We start from the raw sequence: 20,827 nt of genomic DNA, 5'->3' as shown, positions 1-20,827 counted from the left end.
CTGAGAACACAGGTTCCAACACCCGGGCTGCCTTCTTGTAGAAAGCCACCATTGATAGTCACTTAAAAAGTACCGCCCCTTGGCGGGTGCCACTAATCCGAGACGGTCCGGAAGCCCCTAAAACCGGGCCGTTGTGGCGCGAGTCACAGTATTGTTACGGTGCCGCAACGAGCCGGGACACTGCTGCGTCGACACGCTCGTCCGTTCCGGTCAGCGCCACGCGGATATACCCGTTGCCCGCCTCGCCATAGAAAACCCCGGGGCCCACCACAATCCCGCGGTCCGCCAGCCGGGCCACCGTGTCCCAGGTGCTTTCCCCGGCGGTGGACCACAGGTACAGTCCGGCGTCGGAATCCTTGATCTCGAGGCCGAAGTCCAGCAGCGCCGGAACCAGCCGCTCGCGCCGCCCCCGGTACAGGTCCTTCTGCGCCTCCACGTGGGCGTCGTCGCCGAGCGCCACGCGCATGGCCTCCTGCACCGGATAGGGCACGATCATGCCCGCGTGCTTGCGGCTGTTCACCAGGTTGGGCATGAGGCCGGGGTCGCCCGCCACGAATGCTGCCCGGTAGCCCGCCACGTTGGACTGCTTGCTCAGGGAGTAGACAGCCAGCAGGCCCTGATGGGATCCGCCGGCTACGCGCGGATCGAGGATGCTGGGAACGGCTTGGCCGCCTCGCTGGACATCCCAGTCGCCCCAGCCAAGTTCTGCGTAGCACTCGTCGGAGGCCACCACGGCGCCCAGTTCCCTTGCCTGCTGCACCAGCGCCTTCAGGGATTCGACACCCCGGACGCTGCCGGTCGGGTTCCCCGGGGAATTAACCCAGATCAGCCGGACGCGAGCACGGGTGGCGTCATCCAGTTCGTCCAGATTGTCCGTTGCCACGGACGTCACGCCAGCGAGGGTGGCGCCGATGTCGTACGTGGGGTACGCAACCTTGGGGCGGACGACGACGTCTCCCGGCTTGAGTCCCAAGAGGAGCGGCAGCCAGGCCACCAGTTCCTTGGAGCCCACGGTGGGCATGACGTTGCGGGGATCGAGCCCTGCCACGCCGCGGCGCCTTTCGAACCACCCTGCGATGGCTTCACGCAAGGCCGCTGTGCCGTGCACGGTGGGGTACCCGGGGGCGTCCGCCGCGGCCTTGAGCGCGTCCTGGATCAGGGCCGGCGTAGGATCCACCGGGGTCCCGATGGACAGATTAACGGCCCCGCCCGGGTGCTGCGCCGCCTTGGCGGCATACGGCGCCATGGCTTCCCACGGGTAGTCGGGCAGGTCCAGGCCAAACGTCCTCGCTGCTGCGGTCACGGTATCTTCCCGCGTCAGTGGTCTTGGTTCTGCGGCGGCAGTGCGGCGATCATCGGGTGGTCCTTGCCGGTGTTGCCGACCTTCGCTGCTCCGCCGGGCGAACCGAGGTCGTCGAAGAACTCAACGTTGGCCTTGTAGTAGTCCGCCCATTCCTCCGGGGTGTCATCCTCGTAGTAAATGGCTTCAACAGGGCACACCGGTTCACAGGCACCGCAGTCCACGCACTCGTCCGGATGGATGTACAGCGAACGCTCACCCTCATAGATGCAGTCGACGGGGCATTCCTCGATACATGCCTTGTCCTTGACATCTACACACGGCTGCGCGATTACGTACGTCACGTCCCTGGCCTCTCCACGTTGGTTCCGGCAACCCGCCGGCACTTGCATCCGGCGCTGCGGCCGGACCCTTGACATCTGAGCCTATTATCTCCCAGCCCGTTCCCGCGAACCTAGCCGGACACCCTAGTATGAACTGGTGAGTCAGCCTGTTCCTACCCCCGCCGGGTTCCTCTCCGGCGCAACACCCGGAATGCGGGTGGTGGTGCGCTACCGCATCGAGGGCGGCCTGACGGATGCCTTGGGCCATCTGGTGGAATGCGACGCCGGTGCGTGCACCATCCGGACGCGGAAGGCCGACGTCGTTATCCAGCTGTCAGCGGTAGTGGCCGCCAAGGAAGTCCCGCCGGCACCCGAGCGGCGCCGGCCCGCGCAGTAGGCGCGGCCCACACTGCGCAGGAACTGCCGCAGCGGATCGAACCCGCGGGTCACTGCGCAGACCGGTACGTTGCGAGGGCCTGGCGCACCAGGCGCACGAACTCCTGGGGCTCGCTGAGCAGCATTTCGTAGGTCACGCGAAGGGTGGGAACACCCCGGATAACGGTCACGTTCCATCGCCGCCTGTCCTCCCGGTACGCTTCCCTGCTGGCGTGATGGGCGTACCCATCTGCCTCAACGCCCAGCAGACCGTCAACCAGCAGATCCAGGTGACCCATGCCGGGAATCTGGACCTGCAACTCGACGGTCAGCCCTGCCTCTTCCAGCAGGTACCGGGCCATCGTCTCGATGATGGACCCGGATTGCGGGCGGATTCTGGCCACCAAGCGAACAATCGCCTTTTCCCGTGCCGCCGGAAACCGGTCCCGCAGCGCCGGGAGCTGAACCAGCCCCTTTTTGACTGCAGATTCCGCAATTGTCAGTCCTTCAAGGGGCGGCAGGCAGCGCAGGGCCTGACACACAATGTCCAGATGCGTCGGTGGGACGGGGCCCCGGTGCACCACGCAACCACTGACCGGCCTGCCATGCCGCGCAGTCAGATGCGGTTTACCGGGCGTTCTGATGACCCATAGCCCCGCTGCGGAGGCAGCCGTGACGCAGCCCGGAACCGCATGATGGCGGCCGGCGTGGACCAGCAAGGGATCTGAGTTCGGCAGCGCATACACGCCCCGCGCCACTCTTTGGACAGCGGCGTCAAGCACACCGGCTTCAATACTTCGCCGGGATACTCCGGCCCGCTGCAGTGAAGTGGTGCTGGCAACTCCCCCAAGTGCGGCCAGCGCCGCAGTAACAGTCCGCATGAGAGCATGCTGCCTGCCCTCGGGCTCAGACACAGCGGTGAAGATCGGCTATGTGGAAAAGGCCCGGGCGCGTTGAAGGGGCCGTTCCTTGCGCAGGGAGCGTTCCGGCGCAACGAACCCGGGTATTACTGCGCAGACCGCGCCGCCCCGTAGGACAAAGAAAAAGCCGGTACGACGGCGGGAATTACCCACCGCCGTACCGGCAGTTTCAGTTACGGGCCTGGGTGACTAGACCTTGGCGCGGGCGCGGTTGGCCTTGGCGCGCTCGTTGGTGTCCAGGATGACCTTGCGGATGCGGATGGCTTCCGGGGTCACTTCCACACACTCGTCCTCGCGGGCGAATTCGAGGGACTCTTCGAGGGTCAGATCGCGCGGGGGCGTCAGGTTCTCGAAGGTGTCGGAGGAGGCTGCACGCATGTTGGTGAGCTTCTTTTCCTTGGTGATGTTGACGTCCATGTCGTCGGCGCGGGAGTTCTCGCCCACGATCATGCCTTCGTAGACCTCGGAGGTGGGCTTGACGAAGAACGAGCCGCGCTCCTGCAGGTTGATCATGGCGAACGGCGTGACAACACCGGCGCGGTCAGCGATCATCGAGCCGTTGGTGCGGTACTCGATGGGGCCGGCCCACGGCTCGTAGCCCTCGGAGATGGACGCTGCGATGCCGGCGCCGCGGGTGTCCGTGAGGAACTTGGTGCGGAAGCCGATCAGGCCACGGGCGGGAACGATGAATTCCATCCGGCACCAGCCGGTGCCGTGGTTGGCCATGTTGGTCATGCGGCCCTTGCGGGCTGCCATCAGCTGGGTCACGGCGCCGAGGTACTCCTCGGGGACGTCGATGGTCATGTGCTCCATCGGCTCGTGGATCTTGCCGTCGATGGTCCTGGTGACAACCTGCGGCTTGCCCACGGTCAGTTCGAAGCCTTCACGGCGCATCTGCTCCACCAGGATGGCCAGCGCCAGCTCGCCACGGCCCTGGACTTCCCAGGCGTCGGGACGCTCGGTGGGGAGAACCTTGATGGAGACGTTACCGATCAGTTCCTTGTCCAGGCGATCCTTCACCTGGCGCGCGGTGACCTTGGCGCCCTTGACCTTGCCGGCCAGCGGCGAGGTGTTGATACCGATGGTCATGGAGATCGCGGGATCGTCCACGGTGATCAGCGGCAGCGGCTGCGGGTTCTCGGCGTCGGTCAGGGTCTCACCGATGGTGATGTCCTCGATGCCGGCGACGGCGACAATCTCACCCGGGCCTGCGGACTCTGCGGGAACGCGGTCCAGGGCCTTGGTGGCCAGCAGTTCGGTGATCTTGACGTTCTTGAGCTCACCGTTGGCGCGGGCCCAGGCAACGGTCTGGCCCTTGCGCAGGGTGCCGTTGTAGATGCGCAGCAGGGCGAGACGGCCCAGGAACGGGGATGCGTCCAGGTTGGTGACGTGCGCCTGCAGCACACCCTCCGGGTTGTAAGTGGGTGCCGGGATGTGCTCGATGATGGTCTTGAACAGCGGCTCCAGGTCTTCGTTCTCCGGAGCGGTGCCGTCAGCGGGCTGGTCGAGGGAAGCGCGGCCAACCTTGGCGGCTGCGTAGACAACGGGAACTTCGAGGATCTTGTCCAGGTCCAGGTCCGGAACTTCGTCCGCCAAGTCCGAGGCAAGGCCCAGGAGGAGGTCCATGGACTCGTGGACGACTTCCTCGATGCGGGCGTCGGGACGGTCGGTCTTGTTGACCAGCAGGATGACGGGCAGGTGTGCGGCAAGGGCCTTGCGCAGCACGAAGCGGGTCTGGGGCAGCGGGCCCTCGGAAGCGTCAACGAGGAGAACGACGCCGTCGACCATGGACAGGCCGCGCTCCACCTCGCCGCCGAAGTCGGCGTGGCCGGGGGTGTCGATGACGTTGATGGTGATGGTCTCGCCGTTGGAGGACGGTCCGTTGTAGGCCACGGTGGTGTTCTTGGCCAGGATGGTGATGCCTTTTTCGCGCTCCAGGTCACCGGAGTCCATCACGCGGTCTTCAAGGTGGTTGTGCTCGGCAAAGGAGTTGGTCTGCTTGAGCATGGCGTCGACCAGGGTGGTCTTGCCGTGGTCAACGTGGGCCACAATCGCGACGTTGCGGAGGTCACTGCGTGATGCAGTGGCTACCGCGGTGTTGGTGGTGGTTTCAGACATGCGTAATGGCTCGATTCAGTGGTGAAAGTCAGCTGTTGTATCGCGACATTTCCAACCGGAACGCACGACGGATCAGGCCCTTAGCACAGGGCGCCTTCCTCCATTCTAGCGCCAGTGCCATTTATTGGCCTAAATTCTCCGGCGGCGTGCGGGCACTCCGTGGCCCCGGCCCTGAGACGCGACGGAAAATTGTGGGCAATATCACTGGCCATAAGGATCGGCATGCCACATGATTGCTCTGACAGACCGTGCAAGCCCGAAAGACACCAGATGCGAAAATCCCCGGCCGCCAAGGCCTGGACCCGTTGTGCCGCGTCCGGCGTCGCTGCCGTTATTGCCTTGTTTGCCGGCCTCTCCGGCTGCAGCCTGCCCGCCCCGTCCCCCGAAAAATCCGCCCGTCCAGTTGCGGCGGCGGCAGTGGCGGCGGGATCCCAAGGGGCACCCGGGAATCCTGTTGGAGTAGCTGCCGGTGCCCGCGTCCTGAACCCGGCCAACGGGCGGCTCGAGGCCGTTGTCCCCGAGATCAGCAGGACTGTCCTGCTGATTGGTGATTCACAGTCGGAACCCCTGGACGGCTGGCCACGGCTGGGCCTGGCTGCGGCGGGGTACAAGGTGTACTTCTGCGGCCGGGGCGGGACCGGCTTTGTCTCGTCGAACGGTGCAACGGGCAACTACATCGATGCCCTGCTGCGCGGCGACTGGCTGCTCCCGTCCGGCACGCCGGCGCTCATTGTCATTCAGGGCGGCGGCAATGACGCCGCCGGTGCAGCTAGTGACAGCCAGATAGCCGCCAATGCCGAACGCCTCATCGCCGAGCTCCGGGAGCGCTACCCCGGCACGCGCATGGCGATGATCGGAACGCTTGCCCGTGGGGAAGCCCACGGCGGCGGGCGGCGAACCGAAGTCGATGCCCTGTTGGGGTCGGTGGCAGCGTCCCATGACCTCCCCTTCGTATCCGTGGGTGACTGGTTGACACGGTACGGCCTGGTCAAGGACCTCGCGGACACAGTGCACATGAACCCCGCTGGCCGCCAGAAATTGGGAACCCTCCTCGAGGACCGCCTCCATGACCTGGGCCTGGACCGCAAGCCGACGGCGGACCAGCAGCCGCTGCGGGCCTCAGGCACCATGGACGACGGCCCGGGCCAGGACTGAAATGCAGACGGCTGGAGCCGAGGCCCGAAGGCCCCGGCTCCAGCCGTTCTTGTTGTGCGGGCAGCCCGCTTATGCAACTTCCGGCGGAAGCATTAGCTTGGCCCCCGGGATGGCGTTGAGCAGCGCCTGCGTGTACTCCTGCTGCGGTGCGTCGAAGACGTCGTCTGTGGAACCTGTCTCCACCAGGCGCCCCTTCTCCATCACGCAGACATGGTCGGCGATCTGGCGGACCACCGCAAGGTCGTGGGTGATAAAGAGGTAGGTCAGGCCGAGGTTGGACTGCAGGTCCGCCAGGAGGTTCAGCACCTGGGCCTGGACCAGCACGTCCAGGGCGGACACCGCCTCGTCACAGATGATGACTTCGGGATCCAACGCCAGCGCACGGGCAATGGCAACGCGCTGCCGCTGCCCGCCCGAGAGCTCGTTCGGGTACCGCTGCATGGTGGATTGCGGCAGCGCCACCTGGTCCAGCAGCTCCCGGACCTTCTTCTCGCGGCTGGCCTTGTTCCCGATCTTGTGGACCCGCAAGGGCTCCTCAATGGTCCGGTAGATGTTGTACATCGGGTCCAGGGATCCATAGGGGTCCTGGAAGATGGGCTGCACCCGGCGCCGGAACTTGAACAGTTCCGAGGGCTTCAGCAGTGAGGTGTCCACGCTGTCGAAAAGTATCTTGCCGTCGGTCGGCTTCTCCAGCTGGAGCACCATCTTGGCCACTGTGGACTTGCCGGAACCCGACTCCCCCACGATCGCCGTCGTGGTTCCCCGAAGGACCTCGAAGCTTACGCCGTCCACCGCCGCAAAGTCCGACGATTTCCCCAGGCCCTGCCGAAGCTTGTACACCTTCCTCAGGTCCTGGATCTGCAGGACGTTGTCAGCGGCACGCGCCTCAGCGGCCGGGGCGAGGAGGTCCGCCGCCTCCACGCCCTGTTCCTTGGCAACCTGGATCCTGCGGCTGGCCAGGGACGGCGCCGACTCCACGAGCCGCCTGGTGTAGGGATGCTGCGGGTTCTGCAGCAGCTCAAGCGACGGCCCCGATTCGACCACCTGACCCCGGTACATGACCACCACCTTGTCTGCCCGTTCGGCGGCAAGGCCAAGGTCGTGGGTGATCAGCAGGACAGCCGTGCCGAGCTCGGACGTCATGCCTTCAAGGTGGTCCAGGATCTGCCGCTGCACCGTGACATCCAGCGCTGACGTGGGCTCATCCGCGATCAGCAGCCGGGGCTGGCAGGACAGGCCGATGGCGATCAGGGCCCGCTGGCGCATACCGCCGGAGAACTCGTGCGGGTACTGCTTCGCGCGCCGGTGGGCGTCCGGAAGGCCAGCCTCGGCCAAAACCTTCGCGATGTCGTCCGGTCCGCTGGGCCTGCCGTTGGCGCGCAGGGTCTCCTTGACCTGGTACCCGATCTTCCAGACCGGGTTGAGGTTGGACATGGGGTCCTGGGGCACCATGCCGATGGTGTTGCCGCGCAGCTCGATCATCCGCTTTTCCGGCGCATCCGAGATGTCTTCGCCGTCCAGCAGGATCTGTCCGCCGGAGACCCGGCCGTTTGCCGGCAGCAACCCAATGGCTGCGAGGGCGGTTGTTGATTTGCCCGAGCCGGATTCTCCCACGATCGCCACGGTCTCACCCGGCATGATGGTCAGGTGGGCATTCCGGACAGCGTTCACCTCGCCGTTGCTGGTGTTGAACGTGATGGCGAGGTCCCGGATTTCCAGGAGCGGCCGGTTTGCGGGTGTTCCGGCTTCAGTAATGGTGACATCTGATGCAGTCACGTGTGCCTCCTTCATCGCTGGCGGCTCTTCGGGTCAAGAGCATCGCGCAGGGCGTCGCCCAGCATGATGAAGCTCAGGACGGTGATGGACAGTGCGGCAGCCGGGTAGAGGAGCACGGCGGGGTTGGTGCGGATGGACGACTGCGCCGCGGAAATGTCATTCCCCCAGGACATGATGCTTCCTGGAAGGCCGATGCCAAGGAACGACAACGTCGCCTCCAGCACGATGAACACACCCAGCTCCATCGTGGCCAGCACGATGATGGGGGCGAGGGCGTTGGGCAGCACATGCTTGATGAGGCTCTGGATCCTGGACACCCCCAGCGACCGGGCCGCCGTGATGAAATCGGCGTTGCGGACCTCTATCACCGCGCCGCGGGTCAACCTTGCCATCTGCGGCCACGCAAGCAGCACGATGATCATGATGACCGTCCACACACTCTTGTTCTCGCGGAAGAACGGCAGCTGGGTGACCACCAGCGCACCGAGCACCAGCGGCAGGGCAAAGAAGATGTCGCCGAGGCGGGCGATCACGGCATCGATCCAGCCGCCGTAGAAGCCGGCCAGCGCGCCCAGGGTCACGCCGATGATGAGCACGCCGATGACGGCGAACACGCCAACCATGACGGAGGCCTGTGTGCCGTAAATGACGCGGGCGTACACGTCGCAGCCCTGGAAGGTGAACCCGAACGGATGGCCGGCCGAAGGGGCGCCGTCCGAATTTGCCAGCTGGCAGTTGTCGTTCGGTGGAGTCTGGGTGAACAGGCCCGGGAAGAACGCGACAATCAGGATGACCAGGATCATCACTGCCGAGACGATGAACAGCGGACGACGGCGGAGCTTCCGCCAGGCGTCAGCCCACAGGCTCAGCGGGGCCTGGTCAGTCTTCACCGCATCCGTTGCCAGCAGAGGGGTCTCCTCGATGGGGGCAACGAAGTGCGTGGTGTCTTGGTTACTTTTCATAGCGAATCCTCGGATCAAGCCAGGCGTACAGCAAATCAACCAGCAGGTTGGCGATAACGAAGACCAGCACCAGCACACTCACGATCGCGACGACGGTGGGTCCTTCGCTGCGGAGAATCGCCTGGTAGAGCTTCTGCCCCACACCGGGGACGTTGAAGATGCCTTCAGTGACGATGGCGCCACCCATCAATCCGCCGAGGCTGGCGCCCAGGTAGGTGACAACGGGAATCATCGAGTTGCGGAGGATATGCGCCATGACCACGCGGGGCCGGGACAGTCCCTTCGCAGTGGCGGTACGGACGTAATCGGCCGTTGAGTTTTCAATCACGGACGCGCGGGTGAGGCGAAGCACGTAGGCGAACGAGACCAGCGCAAGCGCGAACGCCGGAAGCAGCAGCGTGCTCCAGCTGACGTCCGTGCCCACGGTGGGTTTGGCCCAGCCCAGGTACACACCGAAAACCAACTGCAGGACGAAGCCGAGGACAAAGATGGGGATGGCGATGACGACGAGCGAGGCGAGCAGGACCGTCGAGTCGAAGATCTTTCCCTTGCGGAGGCCGGCGATGAGTCCGAAACCGATGCCGAACACTGCCTGGATGACGAGCGCTTCGACGGCCAGCATTACGGTGACGGGGAAGACGCGGCCGAGCGTGGCGGCGATGGGCTGGCCGGTGAAATCGACACCCAGGTTGAACGTAAAGAGATTCTTGAGGAACAAGCCGTACTGGACCCAGAACGGCTGGTCCAGGTTGTACTGCTGGCGAAGGGCCGCGATGACGGCTTCGCTGGGCGGACGGTCTCCGAAGAGCGCCCTGATGGGGTCCCCGGGGAGGGCAAACACCATGAAGTAGACCAGCAGGGTGGTGCCCAGGAACACGGGGATGACTTGGAGCAGGCGCCGGAAAATGAACTGGATCACAGCTGACCCTCCGGGGCTTGTGGAGATGGGGGGAATTTCATGTAGGACAGCTTCCTGCCGGTATCAAGGCTATGGGGGCCCGGCTGGTGCCGGACCCCCACTAGCTATTTGAGTTGGACGGTCTCAGGACTACTTTGCGGTGATGTTGTAGTACTGGATGACACCGTTCCAGCCGCTGTCCACGTTGGTGACGTTCTGGCTCCACACGACCTGGCGTGCGGAGTACCACAGCGGGAGGTTGGGCAGGTCCTGGAACAGGATTTCCTGGGCCTCGGTGAACTTCGCGTTGGCGTCGTCGGTGGACTTGGAGCCCAGGCCTTCGTCGAGGAGCTTGTCGAACTCGGGGTTCGAGTAGCCCTCGTAGTTGGCGCTGGCACCGGTCCGCAGCAGCGGGCCGAGGAAGTTGTAGAGCGACGGGTAGTCTGCCTGCCAGCCGGCCCGGGCGAAGCCGGGAAGCGTCTGGGACTTGCGCAGGTCCAGAAGTTCAGCAAACTTGGCGAAGGGCTGGCCTTCAGCCTGGATGCCGAGGTTGTTCTTCAGGTTGTTGGCAACAGCGTCGATCCATTCCTTGTTGCCGCCATCGGTGTTGTAGCCGAGCTGGAGGGTCTTGTCTGCCGGCCACGGGCTGATGGCATTGGCCTTTTCCCAGGTTTCCTTGGCCTTGGCGGCATCGAACTTCAGGACGTCGGATCCCTCGACGTTCTCGTTGTAGCCGTCCACGGCCGGGGAGGTGAAGTCCTTGGCCGGGATGCGGGTGCCGCTGAAGATGACCTTGGTGATCTCGTCACGGTTGATGGCCATGGAGATGGCCTGGCGGCGCAGCTTGCCTGCTTCGCCCTGGAACTCGGGCAGGTAGCCCGGGATGTTCAGGGTGGAGTTGCCTGCGTACGGCTTGTTGAGGTGGTTGTCCGGGAAGTCCATGGTGTAGGTCTTCAGGGCGTTGGTGGGAAGGACATCCGTGACGTCCAGGTTGTTGGCCTGGATGTCGGTGTAGGCGGGAGCCGGGTCCGTGTAGAACTTGAAGGTCACGCCGCCGTTCTTGGCTTCGCGGGTGCCGGCGTAGTCCTCGTTCTTGACGAGTTCAATCTGGCTGTCGTGCTGCCAGGCGCCTTCCTTGGCCATCTTGTACGGGCCGTTGCCCACCGGGTTCTCGCCGTAAGCCTTGGGATCAGCGATGGCCTCGGAGGGAAGCGGCATAAAGGCCGTGTAGCCAAGGCGCAGCGGCCAGTCGGCCTCCGGCTGAGTCAGCTTGACCTCGATGGTGGAGTCATCCTTGAGGACCAGGCCGGAGAGGGTCTCTGCCGTTGGGGCGGGGACTTCCGTTTCGCCTTCCTTCTTGGTGGCGCTGACGGCGTCGTAGCCCTCGATGGATTCGAAGAAGCTGCTGTTCGCCTGGGCGTTGGTGCTCAGCGCGGCGAAGTTCCATGCGTCAACGAAGCTCTTGGCGGTGACTTCCTCGCCGTTGGTGAACTTGGTGCCGCTCTTGACCTTGATGGTGTAGTTCTGGCCATCCGGGGATTCGATGGACTCAGCCAGCGCGTTGACCGACTCACCACTGGGGCTGTAGCTGGTCAAGCCCTCAAAGAGAAGCTCAACAACGCGGCCGCCATAGACCTCGTTGGTGTTTGCCGGCAGCAACGGGTTCTGGGGTTCGTTGCTGTAAGCCGTGATGATCTTGGCCGGATCGCCTGCGGCGTCGCTTGCCCCTTCATTGCTGCCGCCTCCAGCGCCGCAGCCGGTCAGGGCGAGGGCGGCGATTGCCACCATGCCCAGTGCTTTGGAAGTGCGCGTAAAACGCATTCCGCCTCCTATGAGTTGTGGGAGATAACGAGGGGGGAATCTGGTGGTTCCCCGCAGGCGAGACGCAGCTTTCGACTGTGACGCAACCTACATATACGAGTAGCCTAACCGCACGAAGTCCAGATACTGGTACTCCGTTGCCAAACCGTGACCGGCTTCAACTGAACGCCTAGTCGGTCAACGGAAGTTGTGCAAGTCACATGCTACTCGCCGGTAGCCCCTACGGCGAATCGGGCAGGAGGGAAGGTTTTGCCCAGAAATTTCAGGACGACGCCGGCTGCGCCAGGCGCCAGTCCCACACGTTCCACCAGACACCCAAGGGGCCGGCGCTCGTCTTGACCCCGGCCACCCGGGCGCTGAAGGCTGTGGCGCCAATGGTCTGGTACAGCGGTAGGCCATAGGCGTTTTCCCAGATCTGTTTGTCGATCTCGGCCAGGAGCTCATCCTGCTTGCCCAGGTCCGTGGTGCCGGCAAGCTGTTCCATCAGCCTGTCGGCGTCGCCGTCGGAAAAGCCGTTGAAGTTGCTGCCGGCTCCGGTGCGGAAAATCTGGGGGACGCGGCTGACCCCAGCGGCGGTGCCAATCCATCCCAGCAGCGCGGCGTCGTAGCCTCCGCCACCGAGTGCCCGGGCCCAGTCAGCACTCCCCTGCCCTGCATCGACCACGTCGAACCCTGCGAGCGCGGCGGAATCCCGAATCAGGGAAAACGCTATGGCGCGGTTGGGGTTGTCCCGGTTGTAGAGGATCCGGATGGTGGGGGTGTCACCATCCAGGAGCGCCTTTGCCCCGTCGATGTCCACCTCCGCGTAGTCCGACGAGCCGTTGTTCTTGGCGGTGTCGTTATATTTCGGCTGGGCGGGAAGGAAGACGTGCGAATCCAGCGGCGCCGCATCGGGCTGCCTGTCGCCCACCACGGCGTCCATGATGGCCTGGCGGGGTACCGCCTTGAGGAATGCCTGGCGGACGTCCTCGTCGGCGAACGGCCCGGAGAAGTTGAGGTCCAGGTGGTCGTAGCCTGACTGGTTGTACCACTCGACGGTGTTGCCCTGGTCCGCGAGTTCTGCCAGGAGTTCCCCGGTCTCGGCGGAGGGCTGTGGCGAGATGATGTCCGCTTGGCCGTTGCGGAGCGCTTCGACTGCCGTGGGCACGGAACCTGTGAAGCGGACGGTTATTTCATCCAGCCAGGGCTCCTGGCCCCACACGTAGTCGCGGTTCCGGACGAGGGTCATGGAGACTTCGGGGACGATGTCGCGGACGATGTACGGGCCGCTGGAGAGGAACACGGACGGGTCATCGGGCAGGCTTTTGGAGTCAAACCCGGAGTTCCAGAAGTCGCTGACCTGCTTGAGGGGTTCGTTGACTGCAGGCTCCTCCTCATTGCCGCGGGGCGAGTCCCGGATCAGGTCGATCAGGTCCTCTTCGTCGTTCAGGCCGCCTTTCGCTGCCACCACGTGTGCCGGCAGGCCGACGTCGAACGCCACTTCCCAGTCAGCGTAGGGCACAGCGTATTCCAGGGTGATGGAACGGCCGTCTGCCCCGATTTCCGGCAGCACGGTGCCGGCAAGGCCGCTGGTGTCGGAGGCTACCGCAAAGTATTTGCTGCCTGTCCCCGCCAGGGCGTCGGCGTCGTCAAAATACCCTGACCCGGCCGCCCAGCTCAGGAGGAGGTCGCCGGCGTCGACCGCCTCGCCGTCGGACCATTTGACGCCCTCGTTGACGGTGTATCTGACCTTCAGCGGCTGGTCCGAGACCTTCTCATAGCGCCCGAATTTTTCGTTCCGCACCACTTTTGCGGCGTCATCCAGGTAGTAGAAACCCGAGTGGGTGATGTAACCGATCTTGGAGTTGATATCGGTGTTGCCGTCCGCGCTGTACGGGTTGAAGGACGAGAACGCGTTGACCTCCGCGACGCTCACGCTGCCGCCGCGCTCGGCCTCCCCCACCACCACAGGGGTGGTGCCGCCGTTGCCCGAGCACCCCGACAGGACCAGGGCGGAAGCCACCGCCGCGGTGATGTAGCGCACCAGACGCCTGAACGGCATGCCGCCTCCTTGTTTTCCTTCTGCGGGAGGGGCTCCTGGAATCGCCAGGATCACGCCCTGTACTCAGGATAAGGCGTCCGGGCCCTCGATTGGCGGTGCCGTCCGCAGCAGCCGTGTTGCTTCCCGTCCTACGCCGAGCAGGGCTTTAGCACGACGGCGGTGCTCCCGCCGCTTGTCCGGGTCCATGTTGTCCAACAGGGAGACCGCCATCCGCGAGCGGGGATTCCTTTCGAAGACCTCCCGATGGTCATCGACGAAGGTCCAGTACAGCCCGTCCCAGTCAGTCATCCATTCCCCGGCAGGCAGGTCCGACATCCTGCGGAGGTAGTTGCTGCCCGAAACGTACGGTTTCGTGGTGATCTCCTCCCCCGCCGCGAACTGGCTCATGGCGTACACGTTGGGGACCATCACCCAGTCGTACGCGTCGACGAAGAGTTCCATAAACCATTCGTAGACGTCGTCGGGATGGATCCGCAGCAGGGACATGGCGTTGCCCAGGACCATCAACCGCTCAATGTGGTGGGCATACCCCGTAGCAAGTACCCGCGAGATCACCATGTCCACCGGAGCCAGCCCGGTGCCCGCGTCCCACCACCCGTCCCCCAGCCCATTGCTGTGGTTCAACCGGTTGGCAGTGCGCATCTGCCGGCCGCGGGTCCGGTAGGTGGCGCGCACGTATTCACGCCAGCCAATCACCTGCCGGACGAAACCCTCCAGGGAGGCAAGGGGAGTATTTGGGCCTGCATTCTCTAGCACGGCCTCCAGGATCTCCCGCGGGTCCAGCAGCCCGATGTTCAACGCCGGCGTGAGCAGGCCATGGGCGATAAACGGATGCGTGGTGGAAATTGCATCCTCGTAGGGGCCGAAGTCCTCCAGCCGCTCGCGGACGAACTCGTGCAGGTGCCTGCGTGCCTCGTCCGCGCTCGTGGGCCAGGCAAAGAGGGCGGGATCGCCCGGAGCATCCGGAAACTCCTCCGCCACCCAGGCAATCGCCTGGTCGACGTCGTCGGGCGGTTCGTCGTCGGGCGGTTCGTCTCCGGCAGCGGCTTCTTGTCCGGTGAGGGCTTCAAAATCGAAGGTCCCCTCCAGCTGATGGATGGGGTGGCGCGCAAACCTGCCCACCGTGCGGGGTGAGTACCCCCGGGGAAGTTTCTTCCGGTTGTCTGCGTCAAAGGACCATTTCCCGCCGGCCGGCTTCCCGCCGCCGTCGACAAGGACGCCGAGCCGGCGCCGCTGCCACACGTAGAAGTCGTGCATGCGGGCAGCGTTGGCGGCAAACCAAGCGTCAATCTGGCCGCGGTCGGTGAGGAAGTTCGGCGTCTCCAGCACGTCTTCGCCGCGCATCCGGTAGCCGCCGTCGGCCAGGCCGGAATACAGGTCCTGTTCAAGCCAGTCGTCCACCACGTCGAACCACGTCACCTGGGCCGGGCGGCGGTGGCGCAACAGGTCTGCGAGCTGCTGGCGGGAGCTGCGGCCGGCGTCACTGCGGAGGACGACGACCTCGTGGCCCGTCCCGCCGAGGCGGCGGGCGAAACGGTTCATGGACGCCCGGTGCAGGACCAGCTTGTGGGAGTGGAACGAGTACTGGCGAAAGAGCAGGTCATGCTCGATCAGCACAAACACGGTACCGTCTGCCGCATCGAAGTGCTCCCTGAACAACTGATGCGGCAGAACCAGGCGCAGAGGCGGGCCGGACGTCATTCCCCCACCCTAGATGGATTGGACGCCTCCGCCGCCACCAATGAACCCGCTTCGGGGTCCATTAGCTTCTTTGGCGCTCAGTTGCAGGGCCTCGGCCGAACCTAGAAGGCGGTGCTGGGCAGATCCTTCTCGCCATCGACGATCGCAGTGACAATCCGCGATGCAACCAGGTCTGGATCCAGCCCCGCGCCGAATCTCGGCGCTGACCCGGCGATCGGATGTTCGGACAGCGCCGTGCCAGTGTGGCCCGGGCGGGCGTCCACGATTCGGATGCCCGCGCGGCGATATTCGCGCGCCGCTGCGACAACGAAGGCCGCAAGCCCAGCCTTCGACGCCGAGTATGCTGCCAGACCAGCGACAGGCGCCTCGGCGACAACGCCGCTCAGTGTGACAACGAAGGGCTCCCGGCCCTCACGTGCCGAGGCCGCGAGGTAGGGCTGGCTCTGGGTAATGAGCTGGATCGGACTGGTCGTATTCACAGCGAAAAGTTCGTCCACCGTGGCGGGTTCAAGGTCTGATGCGGCGCCGAAGGCGACGACCCCGGACGCAACCACTAGCCCGTCGAGGCGTCCGTACTGCGCATTCGTCTCATCCAAGACCTCCTGGATCACGGAGGGTGCGCGCAGATCGTGCCCAGCAGACTTAGACGACCGGGCGACGATGGCGCCCTTACTTTCCAGCTGGGCGGCGATGCGCGAACCGAGTCCGCCAGTGGCGCCGACTACCAAAACAACCGCACCCTGAAGAGTCGTCATGGGTAGATCCTAGGTCACGTGCCCGAAAATCCTGTGGGCTAGACGTTGAAGCGGAACTCCACCACGTCGCCGTCGGCCATCACGTATTCCTTGCCCTCAATACGGACCTTGCCGCGTGATTTGGCCTCCGCCATGGAACCGGCTTCCACCAGGTCGTTGAAGGACACCACCTCGGCCTTGATGAAGCCGCGCTGGAAGTCGGAGTGGATTACCCCGGCGGCCTGCGGTGCAGTATCACCTTGGCGGATGGTCCAGGCGCGGGTTTCCTTGGGGCCGGCGGTCAGGTAGGTCTGCAGCCCCAGCGTGTGGAAGCCGACGCGCGCCAGCTGGTCCAGCCCGGATTCGTCCTGGCCGTTCATTTCCAGCATCTCGCGGGCTTCTTCCTCGTCCAGTTCCACGAGGTCGGCTTCGAGCTTGGCATCAAGGAAAACGGCGTCCGCCGGGGCAACCATGGCCCGCAGTTCCTCCTGCTTTTCGGGACTGCCCAGGATGCCTTCATCGGCGTTGAAGACGTAGATGAAGGGCTTGGCCGTCAGGAGGCCAAGCTCCTTGAGGTGTTCCATTTCGAGCTTGTCGCTCTTGATGGAAGAGAAGATGGTGTCGCCGCGCTCCAGGACCACCTGGGCTGCCTTGATGGCGGCAAGCTCCGCAGCTTCCCGCTTCTTGATCTTGACTTCCTTTTCGATCCGCGGAATGGCGTTCTCGATAGTCTGCAGGTCGGCCAGGATGAGCTCGGTGTTGATGGTTTCCATGTCGGACTGGGGGTCCACCTTGCCGTCGACGTGGATGACATCGGGGTCATCGAACACCCGCACCACCTGGGCAATGGCTTCGGCTTCGCGGATGTTGGCCAGGAACTTGTTGCCCAGGCCTTCTCCTTCAGAGGCGCCCTTGACGATGCCGGCGATGTCCACGAACGACACCGGCGCGGGCAGGAGGCGCTGCGATCCGAAGATCTCAGCCAGCTTCTGAAGCCGGGGGTCGGGCAGGTTCACGACGCCGACGTTGGGTTCGATGGTGGCGAACGGGTAGTTCGCGGCCAGGACCTGGTTGCGGGTGAGTGCGTTGAAGAGAGTTGATTTGCCGACGTTGGGCAGTCCGACGATGCCAATAGTAAGAGCCACGAGGATTTATTCTACCCGCAGCCGGCGGCCCGGGGTCCGGCGCCGGTCCGGGAAAATGTCGCTTCGGCAAAATGTCACAGCCCCATGCGACAGTGAGGGCATGGATGGTTTCGCGTTGATTCTTGCTTTGTTCATGCTGCTGCTGGGTGCCTTTGCGGGTGCTGCCGCCGTGTTCTTCGTGCTGCGGAAAAACACCCGCGGCCTGGAAGAGGACTTCGACGCCGTGTCGTCACGGCTTTCAGAGGTCAGCGCGCAGTTTGCCGCGGCCGACGCCGAGCGAAGGCTTTTGGCGGCACAGAACCGCGAGCTGGGTGAGGCCAGGACGCAGGACGGCAGCGTGCTGCGCGCACTTGCCCCGGTGGCGGAAAAACTGACGGCTGTCCAGCAGCAGGTGGCGCTGCTGGAACGGGACCGGGTGGAGCAGTACGGCCAGCTCGCCCAGCAACTGCAGGAAGCTCGGCTCTCCGATGAACAGCTCATCCGTTCCACCCACGCCCTGGAGTCTGCCCTGAGGTCCAACAGTGCCCGGGGCCAGTGGGGCGAAGTCCAGCTCCGCCGGGTGGTGGAAGCATCGGGCATGCTGCGGCACGTCGATTTCGTGGAGCAGGTCCACAGCGCCGGTCATGATACGGGCATAAGGCCGGACCTGGTGGTACAGCTGCCGGGCGAAAAGCAGCTGGTGGTGGACGCAAAAGTACCGCTTTCCTCCTACTTGGAAGCCCAGGAACTGGGTGCGTCGCAGGACCTCCGCCCGGCCGAGGATTCCAGCGCCCGGCACACCGGACCGCTGTCCGGGAGCGACCGCCGAAACCAGCAGGCGCTGCTGGCCGCCCATGCCAAGGCACTGAGGGCACACGTTGATTCCCTGAGCAGCAAGAAGTACTGGGACATTCCGGGCAACTCCCCCGAACTCGTGATCTGCTTCATTCCTGCCGAGTCCATCCTGGCCGCCGCGCTCATGGCCGACGCCGGGCTCCTCGACCACGCACTGTCGAAGAACGTGGTCCTGGCGTCACCCAGCACGCTGCTGGCCGTTCTGAAGTCTGTGGCCTTCACCTGGCGGCAGGACGTCCTCACGGACAGCGCCAGGGAGTTGTTCGAACTGGCGCGGCAGCTGTACGACCGGATGGGGACCCTGGGCGAGAACGTCACCAAGCTGGGCTCGTCCCTGAAATCGTCAGTGGACCGCTACAACGCCATGGTGGGGACCCTGGAAGCCCGCGTCCTTCCCACGGCGCGGAAGCTGAACTCGCTTGAGGAGTCCGGACTTGCTGCCCCTCCGGTCGTCGAGGTCACGCCGCGGGCCCTGGCGGCACCTGAGCTGCAAAGCGACCACGAAGCAGCCTGACAGAAACGCCAAGAGGCAAAAAAGTGGGCCCGGCAGTTGCCGGGCCCACTTCCACAAAGATCAGATGCGTGGTCACTGGCTGCGCGCACTGCGGGCTGCGCAGTCCCGGCCGTGCGCTGGTCAGTCCCGCGAGCGGCGTCCGCCCAGGGCACGGCTGACGTCGCCGGCCTGCTTGAGTGTTGCCCGGAGTTCCTTGGGCAGTGAGAAGAGCAGGTCTTCCTCTGCCGTAACAACTTCCTCCACGGTGCCGTAGCCGTAATCGGCCAGCAGGCGCAGGACGTCCTGGACCAGGACTTCCGGGACTGATGCCCCGGAAGTCACGCCGACAGTGGCGACGCCTTCAAACCAGGCTTCATCAACCTCGTTCGCGAAATCTACGCGGTAGGACGCCTTCGCCCCGTACTCCAGAGCCACTTCCACCAGGCGGACAGAGTTGGAGGAGTTCGCTGAGCCCACCACGATCACCAGGTCTGCCTGCGGCGAGATCTTCTTGATGGCCACCTGGCGGTTGGTGGTGGCGTAGCAGATGTCGTCGCTGGGCGGATCCTGCAGGGTGGGGAACCGCTGCTTGAGCAGGCGGACCGTTTCCATGGTTTCGTCGACGCTGAGGGTGGTCTGGGAAAGCCAGATCACCTTCTCCGGGTCCCGGACGGTTACCTTGTCCACCTCGTGCGGGCCGTTGATGATCTGGATGTGTTCCGGCGCTTCCCCCGCCGTGCCCTCGACTTCCTCATGGCCGTCGTGGCCGATCAGCAGGATGTCGAAATCGTCCTTGGCAAACCGGACGGCCTCCTTGTGGACCTTGGTCACCAGGGGGCAGGTGGCATCGATGGTGCGCAGGCCGCGGTCCTCGGCGGACTGGACCACTGCAGGCGATACGCCGTGGGCCGAGAAGATGACCAGGGCACCTTCGGGCACTTCGTCCGTTTCGTCGACGAAGATGGCACCCTGTTCCTCCAGGGAGCTGACCACGTGCACGTTGTGGACGATCTGCTTCCGCACGTACACCGGAGGACCGTAGTGTTCCAGGGCCTTCTCGACGGCGATGACCGCACGGTCAACGCCGGCACAGTAACCGCGGGGAGCAGCGAGCAGCACCTTCTTGGTTCCGGAGACGGGGGCTGCGGCAGCTACTTCCTCAGGTGAGCGGCGCCTACGCGGGATGGTGGGCATCGAAAGGGAAACAGCTGAGGGGGTCATTACTCCATGCTACCGGCTTGCCCGGGCCCGCTTTCGCGTGGCGAACCCGGCCACCAGGCCCATCAGCAACAGCACACCGCCTCCAGCGGCCGCTGCCATGGTCCAGCCCTGGAAATCTGCTGCAGCGGCAGGCACGAATTCATCCCTGAACATGTTGGCAACCTCATTTCCGCTGTCCGCGGACACAGCAGCAGCGGAGGCAATCCCGGCACCGACGGTCCACGCAGCCGCCAGCAGAAGCGCGCCTGCTCCTGCTCCGGCAACCACTGTCCAGCGCCGGTTCGCAGCCACCAGGGCCAGGAGCAGTGCAATGGCTGCACCTCCGGCCAGCAGGTAGCCGGCGGGGGCATACGTGGTGAGCCTCTCAGTCCATTCCTTGTGCTCAGGCTGGCCCACGTTGATGAGGGTCTGGTCCGGCGGGTCCAGGGGCAACCCGGTGGTGCGTGAAATTTCCCCGGCACCCAGCGACACCAAGGGAGCGACGTCCAGGGTGAGGGACGACGCAGGGGCTGATCCGCCGTCGTCCGTTGCCGGGCCGGCAAAGCTGAGACGGTGGCTCTTGCGCAGCGTTTCCTCCCACGCGGCCGGATACTCCGGCAGGGCGGTCAGTGCGGACGCGGCGTCCTCCAGCACCGGTTGGACCAGATCCGAGAGGAAACCTGGAACGGCGCTGGTGTCGATGGTTGCCACCGCTGCCACGGCCAGCTGCTGCTGGAACCCGGGGTTCCTTCCGAGCGGAGCGGCCAGCTCAACGAAGCCCTGCTCCTGGACGATGTTGCGGTCAAGCCAGATGGCGGGGATTGCGACGGCGGCCAGCAGCACAGCCAGTACGGCGGCGGCAGCGGAAACAAAACTTCGCACGGAGGATCCTTCATGTTGGCAGGGGTCACCCCATCCTAGGCGGGCCCCGGGCGGCACCCTTGTCAGTCCGTGGTGGTAGAGCTTATGGATAAGGTTGAATGACCGCCGGACACCGCCAGCTTTTATTTCAACCAGCTTTTATTGCAACG

At 64.6% G+C, this 20,827-nt stretch carries 17 protein-coding genes; 3 read left to right on the top strand and 14 right to left on the bottom strand.

Translation table 11 applies throughout. From position 1 onward, the window contains the following. Window positions 1-154: 154 nt before the first annotated feature. Window positions 155-1,303, bottom strand: a complete 1,149-nt coding sequence (gene dapC / locus IEX43_RS07385) for a succinyldiaminopimelate transaminase (RefSeq protein WP_188809710.1) — start codon at window positions 1,301-1,303, stop codon at window positions 155-157. A 14-nt stretch (window positions 1,304-1,317) separates the two neighbouring features. Continuing rightward, on the bottom strand, window positions 1,318-1,644 hold the full coding sequence (fdxA, locus tag IEX43_RS07380) for a ferredoxin (RefSeq protein WP_026265673.1): 327 nt from the start codon (window positions 1,642-1,644) through the stop codon (window positions 1,318-1,320). A gap of 136 nt (window positions 1,645-1,780) precedes the next feature. Here fdxA and IEX43_RS07375 point away from each other — a divergent pair, with 136 nt between their 5' ends. Next, complete coding sequence (locus tag IEX43_RS07375; protein WP_229666350.1) at window positions 1,781-2,020, top strand: putative acetyltransferase; 240 nt, start codon at window positions 1,781-1,783, stop codon at window positions 2,018-2,020. Window positions 2,021-2,069: 49 nt separating this feature from the next. Here the strand turns inward: IEX43_RS07375 and IEX43_RS07370 are convergent, their stop codons facing one another. Then, on the bottom strand, window positions 2,070-2,402 hold the full coding sequence (locus IEX43_RS07370) for a hypothetical protein (protein WP_188809709.1): 333 nt from the start codon (window positions 2,400-2,402) through the stop codon (window positions 2,070-2,072). A gap of 705 nt (window positions 2,403-3,107) precedes the next feature. After that, window positions 3,108-5,036 (bottom strand): translational GTPase TypA, encoded by a 1,929-nt coding sequence (gene typA / locus IEX43_RS07365; protein WP_188809708.1) that lies wholly within the window; start codon window positions 5,034-5,036, stop codon window positions 3,108-3,110. 270 nt (window positions 5,037-5,306) lie between these two features. Here typA and IEX43_RS07360 point away from each other — a divergent pair, with 270 nt between their 5' ends. Beyond that, entirely contained in the window at window positions 5,307-6,191 is an 885-nt protein-coding gene (locus IEX43_RS07360) for an SGNH/GDSL hydrolase family protein (RefSeq protein WP_188809707.1), read from the top strand. 69 nt (window positions 6,192-6,260) lie between these two features. On the opposite strand, the gene IEX43_RS07355 is transcribed toward IEX43_RS07360, so the two are convergent. The 8 genes from IEX43_RS07355 to ychF all read right to left on the bottom strand — a co-directional run bounded on the left by IEX43_RS07355 (window position 6,261) and on the right by ychF (window position 17,269). Beyond that, window positions 6,261-7,967 (bottom strand): dipeptide ABC transporter ATP-binding protein, encoded by a 1,707-nt coding sequence (locus IEX43_RS07355; protein ID WP_188809706.1) that lies wholly within the window; start codon window positions 7,965-7,967, stop codon window positions 6,261-6,263. Between the two features lie 11 nt (window positions 7,968-7,978). Then, entirely contained in the window at window positions 7,979-8,929 is a 951-nt protein-coding gene (locus IEX43_RS07350) for an ABC transporter permease (RefSeq protein ID WP_188809705.1), read from the bottom strand. Further along, window positions 8,919-9,848, bottom strand: coding sequence for an ABC transporter permease (locus tag IEX43_RS07345; RefSeq protein ID WP_188809704.1), 930 nt, complete (start codon window positions 9,846-9,848; stop codon window positions 8,919-8,921). The genes IEX43_RS07350 and IEX43_RS07345 overlap by 11 nt, the downstream gene beginning before the upstream one ends. Window positions 9,849-9,977: 129 nt before the next feature. After that, complete coding sequence (locus IEX43_RS07340) at window positions 9,978-11,648, bottom strand: peptide ABC transporter substrate-binding protein (RefSeq protein WP_104185080.1); 1,671 nt, start codon at window positions 11,646-11,648, stop codon at window positions 9,978-9,980. A 262-nt stretch (window positions 11,649-11,910) separates the two neighbouring features. Further along, window positions 11,911-13,689, bottom strand: a complete 1,779-nt coding sequence (locus tag IEX43_RS07335; protein WP_188809703.1) for an ABC transporter family substrate-binding protein — start codon at window positions 13,687-13,689, stop codon at window positions 11,911-11,913. 63 nt (window positions 13,690-13,752) lie between these two features. Next, window positions 13,753-15,390, bottom strand: coding sequence for a cryptochrome/photolyase family protein (locus tag IEX43_RS07330; RefSeq protein WP_188809702.1), 1,638 nt, complete (start codon window positions 15,388-15,390; stop codon window positions 13,753-13,755). A gap of 101 nt (window positions 15,391-15,491) precedes the next feature. Next, on the bottom strand, window positions 15,492-16,145 hold the full coding sequence (locus IEX43_RS07325) for an SDR family NAD(P)-dependent oxidoreductase (RefSeq protein ID WP_188809701.1): 654 nt from the start codon (window positions 16,143-16,145) through the stop codon (window positions 15,492-15,494). Window positions 16,146-16,183: 38 nt separating this feature from the next. Then, window positions 16,184-17,269, bottom strand: coding sequence for a redox-regulated ATPase YchF (gene ychF / locus IEX43_RS07320; protein ID WP_188809700.1), 1,086 nt, complete (start codon window positions 17,267-17,269; stop codon window positions 16,184-16,186). Between the two features lie 100 nt (window positions 17,270-17,369). Here ychF and IEX43_RS07315 point away from each other — a divergent pair, with 100 nt between their 5' ends. Further along, a complete protein-coding gene (locus IEX43_RS07315; protein ID WP_188809699.1) occupies window positions 17,370-18,617 on the top strand; it encodes a DNA recombination protein RmuC in 1,248 nt (415 codons plus the stop codon). A 120-nt stretch (window positions 18,618-18,737) separates the two neighbouring features. On the opposite strand, the gene IEX43_RS07310 is transcribed toward IEX43_RS07315, so the two are convergent. After that, window positions 18,738-19,817: a 4-hydroxy-3-methylbut-2-enyl diphosphate reductase gene (locus IEX43_RS07310; RefSeq protein ID WP_188809698.1), complete on the bottom strand. Its 1,080-nt coding sequence runs from the start codon at window positions 19,815-19,817 to the stop codon at window positions 18,738-18,740. 9 nt (window positions 19,818-19,826) lie between these two features. Next, complete coding sequence (locus tag IEX43_RS07305; RefSeq protein WP_188809697.1) at window positions 19,827-20,678, bottom strand: hypothetical protein; 852 nt, start codon at window positions 20,676-20,678, stop codon at window positions 19,827-19,829. Window positions 20,679-20,827: the final 149 nt, after the last annotated feature.

It is taken from the genome of Pseudarthrobacter polychromogenes (genome assembly GCF_014644495.1).
GTDB lineage: Bacteria > Actinomycetota > Actinomycetes > Actinomycetales > Micrococcaceae > Arthrobacter > Arthrobacter polychromogenes.
Note: the sequence above shows the minus strand (reverse complement) of the source record. Positions and strands in the feature narration are given on the sequence as shown.

Coding starts and splice junctions, on each gene's coding strand:
- typA (WP_188809708.1), bottom strand. CDS start 5,036: ATGTCTGAAACCACCACCAACACCGCGGTAGCCACTGCATCACGCAGT.
- IEX43_RS07360 (WP_188809707.1), top strand. CDS start 5,307: ATGCGAAAATCCCCGGCCGCCAAGGCCTGGACCCGTTGTGCCGCGTCC.
- IEX43_RS07310 (WP_188809698.1), bottom strand. CDS start 19,817: ATGACCCCCTCAGCTGTTTCCCTTTCGATGCCCACCATCCCGCGTAGG.
- IEX43_RS07325 (WP_188809701.1), bottom strand. CDS start 16,145: ATGACGACTCTTCAGGGTGCGGTTGTTTTGGTAGTCGGCGCCACTGGC.
- IEX43_RS07315 (WP_188809699.1), top strand. CDS start 17,370: ATGGATGGTTTCGCGTTGATTCTTGCTTTGTTCATGCTGCTGCTGGGT.
- IEX43_RS07330 (WP_188809702.1), bottom strand. CDS start 15,390: ATGACGTCCGGCCCGCCTCTGCGCCTGGTTCTGCCGCATCAGTTGTTC.
- IEX43_RS07335 (WP_188809703.1), bottom strand. CDS start 13,689: ATGCCGTTCAGGCGTCTGGTGCGCTACATCACCGCGGCGGTGGCTTCC.
- IEX43_RS07340 (WP_104185080.1), bottom strand. CDS start 11,648: ATGCGTTTTACGCGCACTTCCAAAGCACTGGGCATGGTGGCAATCGCC.
- IEX43_RS07350 (WP_188809705.1), bottom strand. CDS start 8,929: ATGAAAAGTAACCAAGACACCACGCACTTCGTTGCCCCCATCGAGGAG.